Here is an 18,951-nt window from a genome sequence, read left to right as displayed (position 1 = left end):
TTAACAAAAAAGAAGAGAGGCTGTCGGAGCCTCTCTTTTTAATATATTTTTTAGTTTTCGAAATAGTCGTCGTGATAGTATGAATTCTTCTTAAGATAATATGTTCTGTCTCCATAGTAACGGGATGTACCGTAATAACCTTCACGTCCTTTAACATCATTGAAGACAAGCGCTATGTCTTCCACACCGTCATATCTCAACTGGGTGATAACGCTCTTGAAGAATGATTTATTTGTTTTGGCACGGCGTACCACAAACAATGTCGTGTCTGCTATTTCGGATAGAATGTATGCATCCGAAACCAATCCTACAGGGCTACAGTCGATGATGACATAATCGTACATTTCCTTCAGGTGTTCCAGTACTTGCTTTGTTTTAGCCGTTTTTATTAGTTCACTTGGGTTTGGAGGCAATGTTCCGGCAGGAATGATATCGAATCCATAGTCGGGATGAGAATATGTGATTTCATCCAGCGTAACCTGTCCTATCAGGTAGTTCGATATGCCTTTCTGCGAATCTATTTGCAGCGTTTTTGCAACTGAAGGGCGGCGGAGGTCCAAGTCTACGATGATAACTTTCTTACCCATCAGTTGGTATACAGACGCAATGTTCGTAGCTATGAATGTCTTACCGTCAGCAGGCTCAGTAGAGGTAACCAGTACTGTTATTTTATTTTCCCGCTGTGCCATATATTCTATCCGGACACGCATATTACGGAACGATTCGGCAAAGCTCGATTTCGGATAGTTCTTGACCAGGACTACTCCGTTATTAAGTTTCTTGGAAACATTTTCTATTGTACCGATAACAGGGAAGCCTGAAATTTTTTCACATTCTTCTTTCGTCGTGATCGAGAAATTCAAAATTTCTTCTTTCAGTACTACGAAGCATAATGGCAAGATGAGGCCTATGATAAAATAATATGTGTAGTTCTTACCTATTTCTCCTCCATTTACAGCACCACCCATTTGGCGTGGCGCTTCCCAGATAAAGTTGTCCGGCGTGTTTGAAGCCTTTTGTATTTCGGCTTCGTATTGTCTTTGAGTAAGATACTGGTGGTACATCTCATTTACCCGGAACTCCCGCTGGAATTTCACCAGATCGCGTTCCTGAGGCGGAAGGTTGTCAATCTTCAACTGAAGCACTTCATACTTTCGTACCAGAGCATCTTTCTGATTCTGAAGATTGATCTGGGAAACTTGTATTTCCTGTAAAATTTTTACCCTAAGGTCATTCAGTTCATCTATGGTTTTGTTATATAATGGATTCTTAGCACCCAGATTCCGTGCCTTTTGTAATAGTTCATTATATGTCTTTACGAATTCGCTTAGTTTCGGATTCCGGATGTTCATACTGGCCGGATCCATCAAATCGTCGGTTCCGAGTATTTTCTCCTTCATCTTCTCGGTCAGGAGCAATACGGATTTTTCTCTTAAAGCCAGAGCGTCTTTTTCCCTGTCTGCACTGTCGAGAGCTATTCTCAATGATTGGGATGAAATATCATATACTCCTGTTTCTTTCTGGAATTTTTCAAGTTTGAAGCGTGAAATATCCAGAGAGTCGTTGATCAATTTCAACTGTTTGCTCAGGAATTTTATGGTAAGTTCTGCCTGTTCATTTTTTAGCCCAAGGTTGTAATTCTCAAATTCCTTAAGCAATATATTCAGATAGTCTATATCCTTTGCCGGATTTGTTCCTGACATTGATATGGATAGGATAGATGAATTATTTTGGAGGGCAGAATTTATACGTCCACTATACATTCCTATGAGTTGGCCTTCCGACAGGAATCTGAAATTGAATGTTGAAATATCCGGTTTAAAAGCACCTTTGACATCTTTTCTGAAATTAGGGGTCTTATGCAGTTTTATTTTGAATAGCTTATAGTCTATTTCTTGTCCAAATGGGGCTATTAAAGATATTTTAGTTTCTGATTCAGGATTCTCTTTATAGCTGATTTCGCATTTTTCCTGGTCGATATATGCTATTTCGTATGAGTAATTATATGCTTCAGGCTTAATATCGATCATTTCTATTTCGATAGGTGTGTCTGTATAAAGGCTGATATATTTGAAACGTGTCTGTATATAATATTCAATACGCATTTTAGCCGGTAAACTTTTTACAGTCCTTTCGGTTAGTCCATAGGATTTTAATACAATTTGTTGATTTTCTGTATTACGCAATAATGTCCCTGTTGGAACAGAACCTGCAACAACACTGGCAGTGTTCCTGTCTTCCAAAATCATCAAGGCCTGAACATAGAATACAGGTACCCATGATTTATTTTTTATATATGCATAGCCAAGAAATAGGGCGACCGATATAATAAAAAGATACCAGTATTTCAATATACGGTAAAACCAAAGGACAAAATCGAATGAGATGTTTGTCTTTGTCTTTACTTCCTCGAAATAGGGATCGGACTCTATTACTTTTTTATTGTTATTATCCATGATAACTATCTGTTTCTATAACGCTTATGTTTGGGTGTTTGTTCTTCAATTAACCATCATCACTAACTGAATGCTTATTATCTTTTATCTCTCTACATCTGTGTCTTCTCGCTCTTTTATCTAAAATCCCCGGTATATGATTGAGTATAATAAGAACTGTAACGGAACTGACATTGTTGTAATAAAAGAACTCATCGAACTTATATTGAAGAATGAGTTTTTATTTGTAGGAAAATAAATAACATCATTTGGCTTAATATAATAATATTCGGACTGAATTACATCCTGGCTCCTCAGGTCGAATGTTTTTACCTGTGTGTTTCCATCGGGTCCTTTTCGCACTATACTCACCCTGGTAAGATCCATCAGGCCGGTGGTCTGTTGTGATATAGCCAATGCCTGATAAATAGTCATATTATCTTTATATACCTGATAAGACCCTCTTTTATCGTTGGCATAAATATAGAAAAAATTATTGGCCATAGTTACTTTTACCTGTACATCTTTTACTGATTGTTGCATCAGGTTTTGTATAATGATTTCGGCTTCTTGTACGGTATGTCCGGCAACTTTGGCTGTACCGAAAAACGGAAGTATAACAGTGCTGTCTTCGTAGATCGTATATGTTTTCAATACATTCTGGTTGTTGGTAATTACCGTATTGAAAGTGCTTACCAGTTCCTGGTCACTGGATGAAATAGCACATGATATCATATCTCCGACATCCAGTTTGTATTCCTTAAATTCTTGAAGGGGGTACTGTTTGTCAATAGCCTGAAGATAGTTTATCTCTTCGCTCGATATACAAGAGGAGAAAATACCTGAGATGGATATGCAGAATAACAGAAAATATAACGTGTATTTCATATTAAAAAATTCTGAGTATTAATATTATAACTCCGGCTAGTGATGTTATCATGCCGAAAACTCCTGTAAATGATGTGGTTGCCCCCAGGAATTTTCCTTTAGTTTGAGGTACATATATAACATCGTTTGGCTGTATATAATAAAATTCAGTGTCGATAATATCTTTGCTTCTCAGGTCGAATGTTTTGGTGAGTGACCCACTCGCGTTCTGTCTGATAATAGTCACTTTAGAACGGTCACCGTAAGGCCCTATATTAGTCGCTATGGATAGAGCCTGATATATTGTCATGGAAGTACTGGTCATCGTTATTCTGTTTGCTCCGGCTTCTCCCAGTACACTGAAATACCTGTTAGCTAGTGTAACATCAGCCATAGTTCCTTCCGAGAAGGTATTCAGTTTCTGACTGATAGCAGTTTTTATTTGTAGGAGGGTAAGTCCCTGGACATATATTTTTCCAACATAAGGAAAGTTGATAGTACCATCTGCATAAACAGTTGTAGGTCTTATGTTCCATGTGTTTTCCAGACTTCTGATTTCGGAGCCTACACTAACACCTGTCGATTCGTTCATGCCTCTGAATGTATATTGGGGGCTATAACCGGCAAACATATTTGCGGTTTCACGATCCCATGCATATACAATGATGCTTAACTGATCTCCGGGGATGACTTTGTATTCTTCTGCTTTGACCATCAACTGAGGATAATTCAGTTTTATATCTTGCAGCAGGTCTGTTTGCTTGTTGGTTACACAAGAACTGAGACTGGAGATAATACAAAACAGTATTAAAAGTACTTTTGTTAGGCTTTTCATAAATTATATATCCGGTTTCTCAATTTTTATTATCCGAAGGTTTTACTTTGTAATGACAATTTGTCCGCCCTTTTATTAAATTGTTCAGTTTACTCTTTATTAGTTGTTTACGTATGCCTGATATCTTGTCTATAAACAATATTCCCTCTATATGATCGTATTCATGCTGTATGCAACGTGCAAAAAAAGCATCGTATACTTCATCGTGAGAAACAAAATTTTCGTCGAGATATTGTATCCGGATTTTTTCATTCCTGTCTACACCCTCATTGATACCCGGAATACTTAGGCAACCCTCTTCCATTTTTACTACCTCACCTGTTTCTTCAATAATAACCGGATTGATAAATACTTTCTTGAATCCTGAGTAGATTGGATTATCTTCGGCTAAAGGCTCTAAATCGATAACAAAGAGGCGTATGTCCAGCCCTATCTGGGGAGCGGCTAATCCGATACCATCAGCATTGTACATGGTTTCGAACATATTTTCGATAAGTTCTTTCAGATTGGGGTAATCGGATGAGATCTCTCTGCTTTTTTTTCTTAGCACCGAATGACCATACAGATATATGGGTAGTATCATATTTTTTTATTGTTCATTTGTTTTGTAATCGCAGGCTCTCCATATAGCTTTGCAGTATAATGACCGCACTGATTTCGTCTACAAGAGCTTTGTTTTGCCTGTCTTTCTTTCTTAGACCCGCATCAATCATTGTTTTTTGAGCTAAGGCTGATGTAAAGCGTTCGTCGTACATTTCAACAGGGATATCCGGATAAAGATTTTGCAACTTTTTCACAAACGGGCGAATATGCTTCATGTTCTCGGAATATTCGTTATTCATTTGCTTTGGCAGGCCTACTATGATGCACTCTACATCTTCTCTTTCCAAATAGGTCTTAAGATAATCGAACAGAGTATGAGTAGGAACAGTAGTCAAGCCGTTAGCAATAATTTTAAGCGTATCGGAAACCGCTATGCCTGTTCGCTTTGTCCCATAATCTAAAGCCAAAAATCTTCCCATATTAAAAAACAAAGGTAGATAAAAATCTTTATTTATCTCTAATCTAATTAAGTAAATAGTATGAATCTATTCTATTTTGTTTTTTATAACAAGAATAAGAATAGGATTGGCTGTATATCGGGGCGATATCCTGTCTTTCTATCAGTTGTGTCTGTAAAGTTAATTTGTAATAATAGTTTCCGGAGTGTTGATATATTACTCTCTCAGATGTTCAAAGTTACGGCGTTTCAGTTCGAAGTCGCGTCCGAGGTATTTTTCTCTTACTATCTCATTGTTAGCAAGCTGTTCGGCTGTTCCCTGAAACAAAACCTTTCCTTCGAATAGCAGGTATGCCCGGTCGGTAATACTGAGTGTTTCATCCACATTATGGTCGGTAATAAGTATTCCGATGTTCTTATATTTGAGCTTGGCTACAATTTCCTGTATATCCTGCACGGCAATGGGGTCTACTCCTGCGAAAGGCTCATCGAGCATTATAAATTTAGGGTCTATAGCCAGACAGCGGGCTATTTCAGAACGTCGGCGTTCGCCCCCGGAGAGCCTGTCCCCCAAGTTTTTCCTTACTTTTTGTAATCCGAATTCTTCAATGAGGCTTTCCAGCTTCTCCTTCTGATAAGCGGCTGAAGTTTTGGTCATTTCCAGAATAGATCGTATATTATCTTCCACAGTCATTTTCCGGAAGATGGATGCTTCCTGGGCCAGGTATCCGATTCCGTTCTGTGCACGCTTGTATACGGGGAATTTTGTGATCTCCTGTTCGTTGAGGAAGATTTTACCCTCATTTGGCATTACAAGTCCTACAGTCATGTAGAAAGTAGTGGTCTTGCCCGCCCCGTTAGGGCCGAGCAAACCTACGATCTCACCTTGTTTCACGTCTATAGAAACGTGATTGACAACTGTTCTCGATTTGTATCGTTTAACCAGATTTTCGGTACGCAGCACCATGTGCTTCTCCTCCGGTACAGTAATTTCTTCTATTTTTTCCTCCATGCCTGCTTGTAGAGATGCTTAGTCTAATACGGTAACCCAACCGTGAGTGTCGGGTTCATCACCGAGTTGAATTCCTCTCAGTTTGTTATATAATTTTGTGCTCACAGGGCCTGCATTCCCATCTTTGGATATTACATATGATTTGTTTTCGTCTATGTCGTCCACCCTTAGTATAGGGCTTATAACGGCAGCGGTACCCACCTGTCCGGCTTCTTCGAATGTCGCCAGTTCTTCTTCGGTTACTTGTCTGCGCTCCACTTTCATCCCCATGTCTTCTGCCAGTTGCATCAGGCTTTTATTGGTGATGGATGGCAATATGGATGAAGAAAGAGGGGTGATGTATGTATTATTTTTAATACCGAAGAAATTGGCAGGACCACATTCGTCCAGATATTTCTTTTCTTTTGCGTCCAGATATAATACGGCAGAATAACCCATTTCGTGAGCTTTGTTTCCGGCCACAAGGCTGGCTGCGTAGTTTCCCCCTATTTTTATTGTACCTGTACCCAGCGGAGCAGCACGGTCAAATCCGCGAAGAATGGCTACAGGAGTAGGTTTGAATCCTTCCTTGAAGTAAGGCCCTACGGGTGTTACGAATACAAGGAACAGGTATTCGCTAGCTGGTTTTACACCTACTTGTGCACCCATACCCAGTAGTAACGGGCGTATATATAACGAAGCTCCGCTACCATATGGAGGTATGAAGCGTTCGTTTAGTTTTACAGCTTTCAGAACAGTTTCTTCGAATACTTCTACAGGGAGTTCGGCCATCATAATACCATGACACGAAGATTGCATGCGTAAAGCATTGTCGCGCATTCTGAATATGCGGATTTTTCCATCTTTACCCCTGAATGCTTTTAATCCTTCAAATGCTTCTTGTCCGTAATGGAGGCAGGTTGCGGCCATATGAATGTCAATGGATTCGGATGTTGTCTCGGCAGGTGTACTCCATTTCCCATCTTTGTAATAACTTCTTACATTGTAGTCTGTCTTCATATATCCGAAAGACAAATTTGACCAGTCTATAGCATTCATATCAGTAAAAGTTTTAGCATCAATAATAATTGATAGGATTGTTTATTCTCACAAAAATACAATTTTCGGTGATATAAGGATTAAAAATTACTCATTAAGTTTGGCTTTTAATGAAAGAAAGTATTTTATATCATTCATTAAGCCTGCAACTGTCGGTTATGTATTTTCCTGGATGGGCTGTAAGTAGTTTGGGATATGTATCCGGATATTTCCTGCTATTTGCTTCTCTGAAGACTAACGGTGCCGTCGAATAGCCTGTCAATAAATAAGATACCTTGCAGGTGGTCGAATTCATGCTGAAAGATAATTCCGGTGAAATCACTGCCTCGCGACTGTCCCGACAATCTTTCTTTTATCAGTTCTCCTTTTTCGTTGTAATATTCTACATCTATCCATGCATAACGTTTGGTGCTTCCCGACAAATCGGGAACGGAAAGGCATCCGTCACCTTCAAAACAGATGGTTTCGTCGGAGTGATTTACGATGCGCGGATTAATAGCTACCTGGATAGCTTTATCCGAGCGGTCTATTCGTGTAAATAAAAATAAATTCCTGCCTGCTCCGACTTGAGGGGCGGCAATTCCCACACCTGATTCGACAGCCAAAGTGAGTTTTAATCGTTGTATAAAATGCTGCCAGTCTTTGTCGGATGCAATATTTTTTATATTTATATCAATACTTTTTTTTCTCAAAAAAAGAGAATCATCAATGTTGTCCGTCCGGAGTACTCTGAATGGGGTGCCGATACCATGGCTGTTAGTTAATGTTTTTTCTTTAGTCGTCATATTTTTTATTGAGTTACACGCAGAAAGGGCAATGCTTATAAGAAGCATGTATATAATTTTTTTCACTGCATTATTTGTTGAGATTTGATACAAAGATAATAAAATGTCAGTTAATAATATAGATCAGGCTTGAAAAAGCATGTGTTACCTTTTTTGTAAAAAATTATCTATATAATGCAGATAGCAAGTGTATTATATAGGGAAGATGCAGCAAGATGAAAACATTGTAAACGTTGTAACCTTTGTTACTTTCTAATAAGATATTTGCTGATTACCAGTGGCGTATATCTCTCTTGAAAAATAAGCAATTGTAAAAAACATACAATACATATTGAAATATAGACTGAAATAAGAAAAATATATATTATTTTGTGATAATACGGACTATATGACGACATATATAGAAATGAATTACTGATAGATGAAACAAACGGTAAATGTAGACGTGCAGTTTTTGGAAATGATACGCCAGAATGAAGGTATCATTTACAAAGTCACCTCTTTTTATACCGATACAGAGCATCCGTTGGGAGACTTATACCAGGAAGTGGTATTAAACTTATGGAAAGCCTTCCCCTCTTTCAGGGGCGACAGTAAATATTCTACATGGATATACCGGATTGCCCTGAATACATGTGTTTCTTTTTACCGGAGGAGTAAAAAGAATATCAGTTATGTGGATATATCAATGGATATACCCGATGTGGTGGATAATAATGAGGAAATACAGGAGTTGTATAAACTTATAAATCGTCTGGGAAAAATAGAACGGGCATTAGTCTTACTTTATCTTGATGATAAATCTTATAAAGAAATTGCCGAGATAACAGGGCTGACAGTTACCAATGTGGCTACAAAAATAAGCCGCATCAAAGACAAGCTGAGAGATATGTCGAACGAATAAAACGAATCATTATGGATTTGGATAATATAAAGAAAACATGGCAGGAGACGGAGATAAAGCCTTCCATAGATAATGAAAAAATACAAAAAATGATTTCTAATGAAGGCCGGAGCGCATTCAATAGCCTTATCAGATATGAAAAAATAGGTATAATACTGCTTGTTTTATGTATTCCTATGATATTTGCGCTTTCGCTTCGCCACACACCTGTTATTGTGTTTTATTTATTTAGTGTGGTCATCTTCCTGATGTGGCAGGTTTATAAGTTCAAAAAGTTGAGACGGATTAGTTTGTCGGAAATGAGCATTACGGAAATTTCCGGCCATTTCTATTGGTATAGGAAAGCCATACTAAAAGAATTTGTAGCCGGTTTGGTTTGGATAATATTTTTCTTTATTCTGTTTGGCTATTTCGAATTACTTGATGATACGGATTATTTTTACAAACATCTTACTGTACTGATTATTTCAGTATCAATAGGGCTGGTCTTGGCTATAACGATATATAAAATAGTTTATTGGAATAATATAAAGAAGATGGACCTTTCTATAAGGGAAGTACAGGAGTTTGAGAAAGATAATAAATAGGGTATACAAACCGTCAGAAAAGATATTTGCAACCTTTCTATATTGTTTTATCTATATATGGCAGATAACATGGTATGAAGGTTTCCAAAAAGCTAACGGCTATCAGCTAAAAGCTGAAATGGATGTTACCTTTGTTGCTTTTTATAGGCTATAGTCTGATTATAAACCAAATAGGCCTTCGGCTTAATTAATCATAAATATATTACGGATGAGAACTATTACTTCAGCCATTCTTGCAATTATACTGATTATTTCAGTATCCTTCACGGCCTCGGCACAGGCCGGAGATAAATATACAGGGGCTCTCTTGTGGAAAGTGTCGGGTAACGGGCTTAGCGAACCGTCTTATATTCTCGGCACACATCACCTTGCCCATGTGAGTTTTGTTGATAACATTCCGGGCTTGAGGGATGCGATGGCAAAAACACAGCAAACAGCAGGTGAGTTATTGCTGTCGGATGAGGCAGCGATGCAGCAAAAAGTGCAGGCTGCAGCAATGATGCCGGCCGGGGAATCTTATTCAAAGCTACTTTCGGCAGAAGATATTCAAACTCTGGATGAGGGGCTGAAATCTTTAATAGGAGCAGGCCTGGATCAATTCGGGCAATTCAATCCGGGTATGATCTCGATGATATATACCATCACGCTTTATACGAAACTTTATCCTGAGTTTAATCCGATGGCACATGAAGCTATCGACTCTTATGTGCAACGGATAGCAAGAGAGAATGGTAAATCAGTTTTAGGTTTGGAGTCAGTGGATGATCAGATTTATGCTTTATTTGAAGCCGAACCGCTAAAAGATCAGGCGGAGTCTCTGGTTTGTAGTATAAAGAATAGTCATTCAGCTAAGGAGCAATTGGATAAATTGAATGCTTATTATAAAAACGGCGATTTAACAGGTATGTATAATCTGGCTTTCAATAATCCGGATGAACCATGTGAAATTTCACAAACTATGCAAAATGCCATAAATAAAGACCGGAATAATAAGTGGGTGGAGAAACTGCCTGCAATAATGAAAGAAAAATCGAATCTGATTGCTGTAGGAGCCTTACATCTTGCCGGTGAAGAGGGTATACTGAACCAGTTGGCGACAAAAGGTTATACGGTAGAGCCTGTGAAATAATGTCAAATGAGATTGCGTCCTATCCAAAACAGGATAATGACAAGTAGTACTGCATATATCGCCTTCCGGCGATAAAGTGATTGTCTGATGTGGGGATATCTTTCTTTTCCTCCGAAATATTCCAGATATATGCATATCAGAATATAGGGAATTGCTAAGATCAGTAAGGGGTTGGAATTGAATGCTTCTTTGATTTGCAAGTGAAGCAAATGGTGCGCAGCCCGTTGTGAGCCGCATCCCGGACAGTCTAACCCGGTAACCGCATGAAACGGGCATTGAGGAAAAAGGGATGATTCCTCGGGACTGAACAGATAGTAAAGAATGCCTCCGGCAATCAATAATATCACTATCCCCAGCAACCGCCGGATATATGTATATTTTCCTGCGGGTAGTGTTTTTCTATCCATATGTACAGAGTATTACAGCCAGGAAAATACTGATCCTACTATTGCTCCGAATATTACAAGCAGCACATAGCAGGCAGGCAAAAATAAGATTCCGGCCAAAGCCCATTTTTTTGCATTTTCGGCAGCCTGTGTCGCACGATCATATTCTTTGGCATAATAGAGGGATTCCACTTTGGCCGCATAAAATATACCGACAACACTGATCGGTGAGCAACAGAATATAGATAATAGTATTGATTCCACTAACCAGTTCTTAGGCATGGGGAGTATGTCGTCCCATCTCCGGGTATTGTTGTCCTGCCTATAATTTGTTTGTTGGTAGTTGTTTGCAGGTTGAGGGGAGGCAAGGGGTTGCGATTGAGGCTTTGGCTCAGCGGCTACAGTTTCTGCGGGACTTGTTTTTATAGCTGCAGCTTCCGGTTTCCTTTCTTCGGGAAGAGGTATCTTAGTATCGAATAGGAAAGACAATTCGGGTACACTTCCCGCATTTATCCAGTCGGGCATTCCCGAACGCCAAACCAGTGTTTCGGGGCGGATTCTTTTTGAAGGTAAATCATTCGAGGGAAACGGCCCGCACTGTTGTTTCGAGATATCATCTATATAATAATATTTTACCATAATAACTATATCGCTGGTATTGAGTAGTAAGTAATAAGTTTGAGTTTGCCTGTGCCTATTTGAATATTTTGTCAATGCCTACAGTTGGTGCTGCATCCGGAATATCTTCATCAGTTCCTTTGTCGCATACACCGTATCCAGGGGCAGGAGCGAACTGATCCGTTTGTTTGTAGCCCAGTTTAGGATTAGCATAGACCTTCTTCATAAACAAGCCGAATATAGGAAGCGCCATTGCAGCACCCTGTCCGTCGCTTGTACGGTCGAAATGTATGGAACGGTCTTCGCCGCCGACCCAGCATCCGGCTGAAAGCTTAGGACTGAAGCCCATAAACCAACCGTCGGAATTGTTCTGCGTTGTTCCGGTTTTGCCACCCAATGGGGCGGTAATACCATAGTTGCGTCTTACGCGACCTCCTGTTCCTCCGTCGATTACACCACGAAGCATATCCAGCATTTTTACATAGGTGCCCTCACTGAACACTTCGTCGAGTTTGGCTGTGAAGTTTGCCACTACATTACCAGAACGGTCTTCTATATGTGTGACATAAACAGGATTAGCTCTTACTCCTTTGTTCGCAAAGGCTGAATAAGCCGCCACCATTTCGGCAACAGTAACTTCCGGTGTTCCCAGGCACATAGCAGGTACGGGATCGATATGTCCGGTAAGCCCGAATGAACGCAGGAAGCGTGCAAATGCATAAGGAGAAGTCCTGTTCATCAGGTATGCAGTTACCATATTGTCGGAGTTTTGCAACCCCCATTTTATAGTTACCATTTCGCCTATCTTGGCTGTTCTTATTCCTCTTGGCGGATGTTGGCGTCCCATTTCGTCGATTAGCACTTGCTGTTCATATTGCATTTGGTCGCAAGGGGTTACGCCTTCTTGCATGGATAATGCATACAGATATGGTTTTATAGTGGAACCGACCTGACGGCGTCCCATATTTACCATATCATATTGGAAGAAACGGTAGTCGATGCCGCCTACATATGCTTTTACATAGCCGGTATGTGTATCCATAGCCATAAATCCGGCTCGCATAAATCCTTTATGATAACGGACCGAATCCCACGGAGTCATGATAGTATCTATTTCTCCCCTCCACGAGAAGACTTTCATATCTACCGGCTTCTTAAATTCAGCTAATATCTCTTTCTCCGAAGCCCCTGCCTTCTTCATATTCCGGTAGCGGTCGGTTTGCTTCATCGCTCTATATAGTAACGAATCTACTTGCTTAGATACAGAGTATGAGTATGGAGCATAAGAACGTCCTTTCTTTTCTTTATCGAAATCCGGTTGCAGTTCTTTGCTCATATGTTCGGTCATTGCTTCCTCTGCGTATTGCTGCATGCGGGAGTCTATAGTAGCATATATCTTAAGTCCGTCAGTTGCCAGATTGTAAGTACTGCCATCCGGCTTTTTGTTTTTGCTGCACCAGCCATACAGTGGGTTTGTTTCCCAGCTAAGTGAATCTATCGCAAACTGTTCCTGTTGCCATGAGGCATAATTGGACCTGTCGGGTTTTTTAGCATTTAGCGTCAGACGCAGATATTCCCTGAAATAAGGAGCTAATCCATCTTTATGGTCTACCCGTCTGAAATCCAGTTTTAGTGGTATCTGTTTGAGTGAATCGTATTGCTGTTCTGTTATGTAATCGTTTTTGCGCATCTGATCCAGTACGACATCCCTTCGGCCTTTTGTACGCTCGGGTTGCCTTTTCGGATTGAAGTAAGACGGATTTTTACACATGCCGATAAGGGTGGCTGCCTCTTCTATTTTCAGGTCTTTCGGCGTCTTGTTGAAATATACCTGAGCTGCCGATTGGATACCCACGGCATTATTTAGAAAGTCGAACTGATTGAGATAAAGATTTATGATCTCGTCTTTTGTGTAATAGCGTTCGAGCTTTGCTGCAATTACCCATTCGATAGGTTTGCGTAGAAATACACGTACCATCCAGTTTTCTGCCGGAGGAGAGTATAGTTGTTTTGCCAACTGTTGCGTGATGGTGCTACCGCCACCTCCGCTCGATTGCTGAAGTATAACTGTCTTTACTACTGCACGGGTCAATGCATAGGCATCGACTCCCGAATGTGAATAGAATCGCGCGTCTTCAGTGGCAATAAGAGCTTGCACCAAATATGGCGACAGGTCACTATAGTTTGAGTAGATGCGATTGTTTTTAGCTTGTGAATATGTCCCCAGTAATACGGCGTCGGAAGAATATATCTGGGAAGCATATTTGTCTATGGGGTTCTCTAGTTCTTCCACATCAGGCATATAGCCGACGATGCCTGTGGCAATACAGGTGAATAGAATGATAATCAGCGCAATGACGCAGCCGAAAGCTACCCATAGTTTTTTTACTATTTGTTGAGGTGTGTATTTGCCAAGAAACTTCTTTTTCTTCGATTTCGCTTTCTTATCCATATAGTGAGTCTAGGTCTAATCAGTTTGCAAATTTAAGTAAAACGTTTTTAATATTGGAGATAAAAATCCTTAAATGGTTAAATATAGTAATTAGTAAACAGTTAGTAGCAAACAGTAGTCTCGCGTAGAGAGGCCAAGGAGAAAAAAGGTAACAAAGGTAACACGGAAAACAATTAGTAATTAAGAATGAAAAATTAAGAACCAACGGTCAGCAGAGCCAATTAGCTTTTATCAATTAGGAGACTAATGACTTACTACCTAAAGCCCATTACCTGCTAAAAAGGTAACAACCGTAACAGTTTTTTTATGGTTTTTGTAGGGGCGAAACATTTTTCGCCCGCAATGATCAACGGGCGGAAGATATTTGACTCCGTCGATTTGCAATTCGCCCCTACAGTTTTCTCAAAAGGTAACACATGTAACACCTTTTGCTATCTTTCGTAGGGGTGCCCCTTGTGGGTACCCGCTAACCGCAATACCGGGCAACCACAAGGGATTGCCTCTACAGTTTTCAAAAAGGTAACAAAGGTTACACTATTTCTACCTGTTACTTTTTACTCTCTCGGTAAGTCCCTAGGGGATTGAGGGGGTTATCAATACTTCAAAGAACAAGCTAACAGCTAAAGGCTACCAGCTATCCATATAGATAAACTTTCAGCATAAAAACACATGTTTCGAGCGTTTGCCCTTATTACAAAAAAACAAAGCCGGCAAGTCGATTATTATCCGCAGGTCGGAAAAGTATTATTGAAGAGAGGGAGGTATCAATGGCTAGCTAACTGTTCTCTATTACACCGGATCTACATCGTAGTGCAGGAGAATGGCTTTAAACTCTGTATTTGCGAATACAGCCGATTGGTGAAAGAGGATTGTTTCCCTTACTTTCTGTATAGACGCGTTGTTTTCTATCTTCAGCAGAATATTCCGGATATATAAGGACTGAATGCGGGATACCGGTGGTTTGCCGGGGCCGAGTATCCGTCCGCCGAACGATTGCCTTAACGCATGGGCAAATTGGGAGGCAGCATTCTCTGTGAGTTTTTCGTCCCGTCCCCTTACAACGATAGATATAAGCCTGAAAAAAGGGGGGTAGCGAAACAGCTTGCGTTCTTCTGTCTGTGTCTGATAGAACGATTCGTAGTCGTTGTGCTTTACAAAGTTGATAATGGGATGGGAGGGATGCGCCGTTTGCAGCATGACAAGCCCTTGCTTATTCTTACGCCCTGCGCGTCCACTGACCTGAGTAATGAGTTGATATGCTTTTTCATAAGCACGGAAGTCCGGATAATTCAGCAAGTTGTCAGCATTCAGTATCCCAACAATAGACACATTGCCGAAATCCAGCCCTTTCGATACCATCTGTGTACCGATCAGTATATTTGTCCTGTTATCTTCGAATCGGGAAATAATATGTTCGTAAGATTTTTTTCCCCGTGTCGTATCCAGATCCATACGTGCGACAGCCGCTTCCGGGAAAAGAGAGTTCACTTCCTCTTCGATACGTTCCGTGCCATAACCCAGAAATTCAAGTGTCGGCGTTTTACATTCCTCGCAAACATCCGGTACCCGGTATGTAGACCCGCAATAGTGACAGACAAGCATTCGCTGCCCCTTGTGGTAAGTAAGGCTTACATCGCAATGGGAGCAACGCGGTGTCCATGAACAGTTTTTACATTCAAGCAAAGAAGCGAAACCGCGCCTGTTTTGGAACAGTATAACCTGCTCTTTCTTTTCCAAGGCTTCCTTTACTTTGTCTATCAGGGGAGGGGATAGAACCGATTTCATCTGCTTCTTGCGTCTCAGCTCCTTGGTGTTGACAACAGCTATCTGAGGGAGTTCTATGTCCTCATGCCTTTTGGTTAGTTTTACCAAGCCATATCTTCCCGAAAGGGCATTGTGATACGTCTCTATGGAAGGTGTGGCGGTGCCGAGCAATACTTTGGCGTTATACATATTTGCCAATACAATGGCGGCATTGCGGGCATGGTAGCGTGGAGCTGGGTCTTGCTGCTTGTATGAGCCTTCGTGTTCTTCATCTACGATGATAAGTCCAAGATTGGTGAACGGCAGGAAAATGGCAGAGCGTGCACCCAGTATGACCTGCGTTTCTCTGTCTTTTAGTAACTTGTTCCATGTTTCGGCCCGTTCGTTGTCGTTAAACCGGGAATGATAGACGGCGAGCTTATTGCCAAATACCGTTTTCAAGCGGTTGGTGATCTGCGTTGTCAGCGCTATTTCGGGTAACAGGTATAATACCTGTTTGCCTTTGCTTATAGCATCTCTGATAAGCCGGATATATATTTCGGTCTTACCGCTGGAGGTTACTCCATAAAGCAAGGTAGTGTCTTGTTCTTCGAATGATTTTATAATTTCCTCGTATGCCTGTTTCTGATAGTTATTGAGTTCGTAGGCGGATTCGATATTGGTCTCTCCGTAATCGAAGCGGCTGATCTCAATGTCATACACTTCCAGTATCTTCTTCTTTACCAACTCGGATAATACGGCGGGTGATGCGTCGGCATCTTCCAATAGCTGCTTTTTGGGGATAATCTGGCTGTTTTCGTTCAGATGGAGAAAAGCAGTCAATAAATGCTGTTGTTTTTTTGCTCTTCCCAACTCATTGAGTATATCATTGAGTTCGTTATCGGTATATGAATATGGAAGCCTTACTGCAGAAAGAGTTTTTGCGGAATAGGTATTTTGGATATCTTCATTTATATATGCCGCCCCTTTATCCACCAGAGATTTGATGGCGGAGATGGCGTTTGTCAATCCTGCACGCTTTTCTACTTCTGCGATTGTAGACGCTTTTTCAGGCGACAACAAATAGAATACCTTCTGCTCATTTGGAGTAAAAGGTTCTGCCGCTTCAAAGTCGGGATTGAGGAAGACATGAGTCTCACTTTCCAGTTTCAGGGCTGATGGTAGGGCTGCACGGTACACATCACCCAGCGAACACATATAATAAAAGGAAACCCACTCCCAGAATTTCAACTGGAAGGGGGTTACTATAGGGTAGTCCTCCAAAGTGGAGACTATATCTTTGATCGGTGTTTGTTTTTCTACCGATTCGTATGTGCGGAAAACTATCGCCGTGTAAAATTTCTTCTTTCCGAACTGTACAATTACCCTGCTGCCTTCGTAGACCGTATCGGCCAGTTCCGGCGGAATAATGTATGTGTATAGTCCCTGTAAAGGAAGCGGTAATATTACGTCGGCGTATAATGTCATTCGTTAGAATAAGTATGCAAGACTGACTGTCCAGGTTTGTCTATCTACCTTTTTGAAATCTTTAGCAGCTTCCTGATCGTAGGTATCGGTGAACTTATAACGGTAGTTCATTCCCAGATCGAGGTGGCTTAATAAGCTAACACCTGCACCTGCAATAAACCCTGTCTGGAATCCTTTTTGGTCGTATGTCTGATTGTCAAATTTCAGTTCGCCGCCGCCTACTTTCAGATTACCGTATACACCGGCTGAGAAATATATACCGGCAATGCCGAAAATAGAGAATCTTTTCTTCAGACTGATAGGCACAGTCAGATAACTAAGGTTTGATATATCTCCTTGTTTTTCATTGTTTTCTACATTATAACCTTTGTTTCCGTAGGCTAATCCTGTTTCTACGCCAAAACCTGTTAGTGGTACGTTTAGTTCAAGTGTTCCGCCGACTTGAAATCCGACACGGTTTTTTACGTTCAGTATGCTAGAGTTTACTTTATGATCTGCAACATCGATTCCCCCTTTTAGTCCATATCTGATTATTTGGGCAGAAGATGGATTGATGCTAGTTATAAATAAGAGTAATAACAGGCCTAAAGGCAAAAAATACTTAGTTTTCATAATGAATTTCATTTTTAATTATACTATATACTATAACAAATCGGAATATATATAGTTTTATTGTGGCGCAAATATAGGAAAAAGAAAGAGATTTTGATTTCCTCCTTATTTGCGAATGATATGGATATTGAATTAATTTATATCTCGTGATATGTTATTTTGGAATAAGTTGAAAATTACTCTAAAGCATTTGTGAAAACAATTTTATTTTTTGTGTTGTTCTAACTTTATATAGAATATATTGCTAACCCTAAAAAAACTCTATTATGTCCAATCATGATGAAAACTCAAACAATGACTCCTATTTGGATAAAAGGTTAGGAGCACCGATGAAGAAAATCGACGGACTGAGCAGTGATAAGAAGAAAGCTGAGTCAGAGCATCTTCATGCTTTTAGAGAAGATGTAGATAAAGACGAAAATAACCCGGAAAAAAAAGAATAACTTAATAGAATAATTAAATATCATGGATGTATTAAAATATTTTTTTATATCAGTTGGTGTTATATCAATATTGTTGTTTCTTACTTTGTTGATTATAGGCGTAAAGGTTGTTTCTGCTATACTTTTATATATTGTTGGCGCAATAGCCGTAATATCGGCGATCGGATTCATTATTTTCTATATCGGAAAATGGACGGGTAAAAATGAATCAAAATAGGTTCACTCCTACTCAATTGCTTCACCGAACTTGGTTGTATGGAATGGCGAAAAAAAACTCATTTCATAGAGTTTGCTCTGTCCTTGAAGGTAATTCGGTTTGGTTTTGTATATAAGTTAGGCCTTATCAATGCGTGAAGCTAAAAACTAAATAATAAAATAGAGGATAGATTAAATGTTTATCTCTCTTTATTACTAAAATAAAATCGACCGAATATCTGTTTGATAATCAGTCGATCTTTTGGCTTTATTTGTAGCACAGCCGGGAATCGAACCCGAATCTAAAGTTTAGGAAACTTCTATTCTATCCATTGAACTACTGCGCCAACATATTTGCTATTTGCAAATCAGATGCAAAAATAAGAGATTTTCCGACATATGGCAAATAGAATCTATAATTT

17 protein-coding genes and 1 tRNA gene are annotated in these 18,951 nt (G+C 40.0%); 4 read left to right on the top strand and 14 right to left on the bottom strand.

What is annotated here, in order from left to right; all coding sequences use genetic code 11:
• Positions 1–50: 50 nt before the first annotated feature.
• The 8 genes from IR083_RS08740 to def (IR083_RS08705) form a co-directional block, all read right to left on the bottom strand.
• Positions 51–2,456 carry an exopolysaccharide transport family protein gene (locus tag IR083_RS08740; RefSeq protein WP_194223982.1) on the bottom strand — a complete coding sequence of 802 codons (2,406 nt, stop codon included), beginning with the start codon at positions 2,454–2,456 and terminating at the stop codon, positions 51–53.
• Positions 2,457–2,576: 120 nt separating this feature from the next.
• The gene (locus IR083_RS08735; protein WP_194223981.1) at positions 2,577–3,323 is read right to left on the bottom strand and encodes a polysaccharide biosynthesis/export family protein; all 747 of its coding nucleotides are present in this window, start codon (positions 3,321–3,323) and stop codon (positions 2,577–2,579) included.
• Position 3,324: 1 nt separating this feature from the next.
• Positions 3,325–4,137 carry a polysaccharide biosynthesis/export family protein gene (locus IR083_RS08730; RefSeq protein ID WP_006798836.1) on the bottom strand — a complete coding sequence of 271 codons (813 nt, stop codon included), beginning with the start codon at positions 4,135–4,137 and terminating at the stop codon, positions 3,325–3,327.
• A 19-nt stretch (positions 4,138–4,156) separates the two neighbouring features.
• The gene (gene def / locus IR083_RS08725) at positions 4,157–4,720 is read right to left on the bottom strand and encodes a peptide deformylase (RefSeq protein ID WP_006798835.1); all 564 of its coding nucleotides are present in this window, start codon (positions 4,718–4,720) and stop codon (positions 4,157–4,159) included.
• A 13-nt stretch (positions 4,721–4,733) separates the two neighbouring features.
• Positions 4,734–5,159, bottom strand: coding sequence for a Holliday junction resolvase RuvX (gene ruvX / locus IR083_RS08720; protein WP_006798834.1), 426 nt, complete (start codon positions 5,157–5,159; stop codon positions 4,734–4,736).
• 195 nt (positions 5,160–5,354) lie between these two features.
• Positions 5,355–6,149, bottom strand: a complete 795-nt coding sequence (lptB, locus tag IR083_RS08715; protein ID WP_006798832.1) for an LPS export ABC transporter ATP-binding protein — start codon at positions 6,147–6,149, stop codon at positions 5,355–5,357.
• A gap of 18 nt (positions 6,150–6,167) precedes the next feature.
• Positions 6,168–7,187, bottom strand: a complete 1,020-nt coding sequence (locus IR083_RS08710; RefSeq protein ID WP_006798831.1) for a branched-chain amino acid aminotransferase — start codon at positions 7,185–7,187, stop codon at positions 6,168–6,170.
• Between the two features lie 215 nt (positions 7,188–7,402).
• Positions 7,403–7,972 carry a peptide deformylase gene (gene def / locus IR083_RS08705; protein ID WP_194223980.1) on the bottom strand — a complete coding sequence of 190 codons (570 nt, stop codon included), beginning with the start codon at positions 7,970–7,972 and terminating at the stop codon, positions 7,403–7,405.
• A gap of 421 nt (positions 7,973–8,393) precedes the next feature.
• Here def (IR083_RS08705) and IR083_RS08700 point away from each other — a divergent pair, with 421 nt between their 5' ends.
• The 3 genes from IR083_RS08700 to IR083_RS08690 all read left to right on the top strand — a co-directional run bounded on the left by IR083_RS08700 (position 8,394) and on the right by IR083_RS08690 (position 10,592).
• Positions 8,394–8,876, top strand: a complete 483-nt coding sequence (locus IR083_RS08700; protein WP_006798828.1) for an RNA polymerase sigma factor — start codon at positions 8,394–8,396, stop codon at positions 8,874–8,876.
• Positions 8,877–8,887: 11 nt separating this feature from the next.
• Complete coding sequence (locus tag IR083_RS08695) at positions 8,888–9,463, top strand: hypothetical protein (protein WP_006798827.1); 576 nt, start codon at positions 8,888–8,890, stop codon at positions 9,461–9,463.
• A gap of 208 nt (positions 9,464–9,671) precedes the next feature.
• Positions 9,672–10,592, top strand: coding sequence for a TraB/GumN family protein (locus IR083_RS08690; protein ID WP_194223979.1), 921 nt, complete (start codon positions 9,672–9,674; stop codon positions 10,590–10,592).
• A gap of 2 nt (positions 10,593–10,594) precedes the next feature.
• Here the strand turns inward: IR083_RS08690 and IR083_RS08685 are convergent, their stop codons facing one another.
• From IR083_RS08685 to IR083_RS08665, 5 genes are all read right to left on the bottom strand, one after another.
• Positions 10,595–10,999, bottom strand: a complete 405-nt coding sequence (locus IR083_RS08685) for a DUF2752 domain-containing protein (RefSeq protein ID WP_194223978.1) — start codon at positions 10,997–10,999, stop codon at positions 10,595–10,597.
• 12 nt (positions 11,000–11,011) lie between these two features.
• Entirely contained in the window at positions 11,012–11,617 is a 606-nt protein-coding gene (locus IR083_RS08680) for a GYF domain-containing protein (protein ID WP_006798824.1), read from the bottom strand.
• Positions 11,618–11,672: 55 nt separating this feature from the next.
• On the bottom strand, positions 11,673–14,048 hold the full coding sequence (locus IR083_RS08675) for a transglycosylase domain-containing protein (RefSeq protein WP_006798823.1): 2,376 nt from the start codon (positions 14,046–14,048) through the stop codon (positions 11,673–11,675).
• A gap of 789 nt (positions 14,049–14,837) precedes the next feature.
• Complete coding sequence (gene priA, locus IR083_RS08670; protein WP_194223977.1) at positions 14,838–17,279, bottom strand: primosomal protein N'; 2,442 nt, start codon at positions 17,277–17,279, stop codon at positions 14,838–14,840.
• Between the two features lie 3 nt (positions 17,280–17,282).
• The gene (locus tag IR083_RS08665) at positions 17,283–17,891 is read right to left on the bottom strand and encodes a porin family protein (RefSeq protein WP_006798821.1); all 609 of its coding nucleotides are present in this window, start codon (positions 17,889–17,891) and stop codon (positions 17,283–17,285) included.
• 266 nt (positions 17,892–18,157) lie between these two features.
• Between IR083_RS08665 and IR083_RS08660 the strand changes: the two genes are divergently transcribed.
• Positions 18,158–18,334, top strand: coding sequence for a hypothetical protein (locus IR083_RS08660; protein ID WP_006798820.1), 177 nt, complete (start codon positions 18,158–18,160; stop codon positions 18,332–18,334).
• 470 nt (positions 18,335–18,804) lie between these two features.
• Here IR083_RS08660 and IR083_RS08655 read toward each other — a convergent pair.
• A tRNA-Arg gene (locus tag IR083_RS08655) sits at positions 18,805–18,876 on the bottom strand.
• Positions 18,877–18,951: the final 75 nt, after the last annotated feature.

The sequence above is a fragment of the Dysgonomonas sp. GY75 genome, from assembly GCF_015234155.1.
GTDB classification, from domain to species: Bacteria; Bacteroidota; Bacteroidia; order Bacteroidales; family Dysgonomonadaceae; genus Dysgonomonas; species Dysgonomonas gadei.
The sequence above is the reverse complement of the archived record's forward strand: the minus strand, read 5'-3'. Positions and strand labels throughout refer to the sequence as shown.

What these genes read in the sequence shown, in the direction of transcription:
- IR083_RS08740 (WP_194223982.1), bottom strand. Translation starts at nt 2,456, where the DNA reads ATGGATAATAACAATAAAAAAGTAATAGAGTCCGATCCCTATTTCGAG.
- IR083_RS08735 (WP_194223981.1), bottom strand. Translation starts at nt 3,323, where the DNA reads ATGAAATACACGTTATATTTTCTGTTATTCTGCATATCCATCTCAGGT.
- IR083_RS08730 (WP_006798836.1), bottom strand. Translation starts at nt 4,137, where the DNA reads ATGAAAAGCCTAACAAAAGTACTTTTAATACTGTTTTGTATTATCTCC.
- def (WP_006798835.1), bottom strand. Translation starts at nt 4,720, where the DNA reads ATGATACTACCCATATATCTGTATGGTCATTCGGTGCTAAGAAAAAAA.
- ruvX (WP_006798834.1), bottom strand. Translation starts at nt 5,159, where the DNA reads ATGGGAAGATTTTTGGCTTTAGATTATGGGACAAAGCGAACAGGCATA.
- lptB (WP_006798832.1), bottom strand. Translation starts at nt 6,149, where the DNA reads ATGGAGGAAAAAATAGAAGAAATTACTGTACCGGAGGAGAAGCACATG.
- IR083_RS08710 (WP_006798831.1), bottom strand. Translation starts at nt 7,187, where the DNA reads ATGAATGCTATAGACTGGTCAAATTTGTCTTTCGGATATATGAAGACA.
- def (WP_194223980.1), bottom strand. Translation starts at nt 7,972, where the DNA reads ATGACGACTAAAGAAAAAACATTAACTAACAGCCATGGTATCGGCACC.
- IR083_RS08700 (WP_006798828.1), top strand. Translation starts at nt 8,394, where the DNA reads ATGAAACAAACGGTAAATGTAGACGTGCAGTTTTTGGAAATGATACGC.
- IR083_RS08695 (WP_006798827.1), top strand. Translation starts at nt 8,888, where the DNA reads ATGGATTTGGATAATATAAAGAAAACATGGCAGGAGACGGAGATAAAG.
- IR083_RS08690 (WP_194223979.1), top strand. Translation starts at nt 9,672, where the DNA reads ATGAGAACTATTACTTCAGCCATTCTTGCAATTATACTGATTATTTCA.
- IR083_RS08685 (WP_194223978.1), bottom strand. Translation starts at nt 10,999, where the DNA reads ATGGATAGAAAAACACTACCCGCAGGAAAATATACATATATCCGGCGG.
- IR083_RS08680 (WP_006798824.1), bottom strand. Translation starts at nt 11,617, where the DNA reads ATGGTAAAATATTATTATATAGATGATATCTCGAAACAACAGTGCGGG.
- IR083_RS08675 (WP_006798823.1), bottom strand. Translation starts at nt 14,048, where the DNA reads ATGGATAAGAAAGCGAAATCGAAGAAAAAGAAGTTTCTTGGCAAATAC.
- priA (WP_194223977.1), bottom strand. Translation starts at nt 17,279, where the DNA reads ATGACATTATACGCCGACGTAATATTACCGCTTCCTTTACAGGGACTA.
- IR083_RS08665 (WP_006798821.1), bottom strand. Translation starts at nt 17,891, where the DNA reads ATGAAAACTAAGTATTTTTTGCCTTTAGGCCTGTTATTACTCTTATTT.
- IR083_RS08660 (WP_006798820.1), top strand. Translation starts at nt 18,158, where the DNA reads ATGTCCAATCATGATGAAAACTCAAACAATGACTCCTATTTGGATAAA.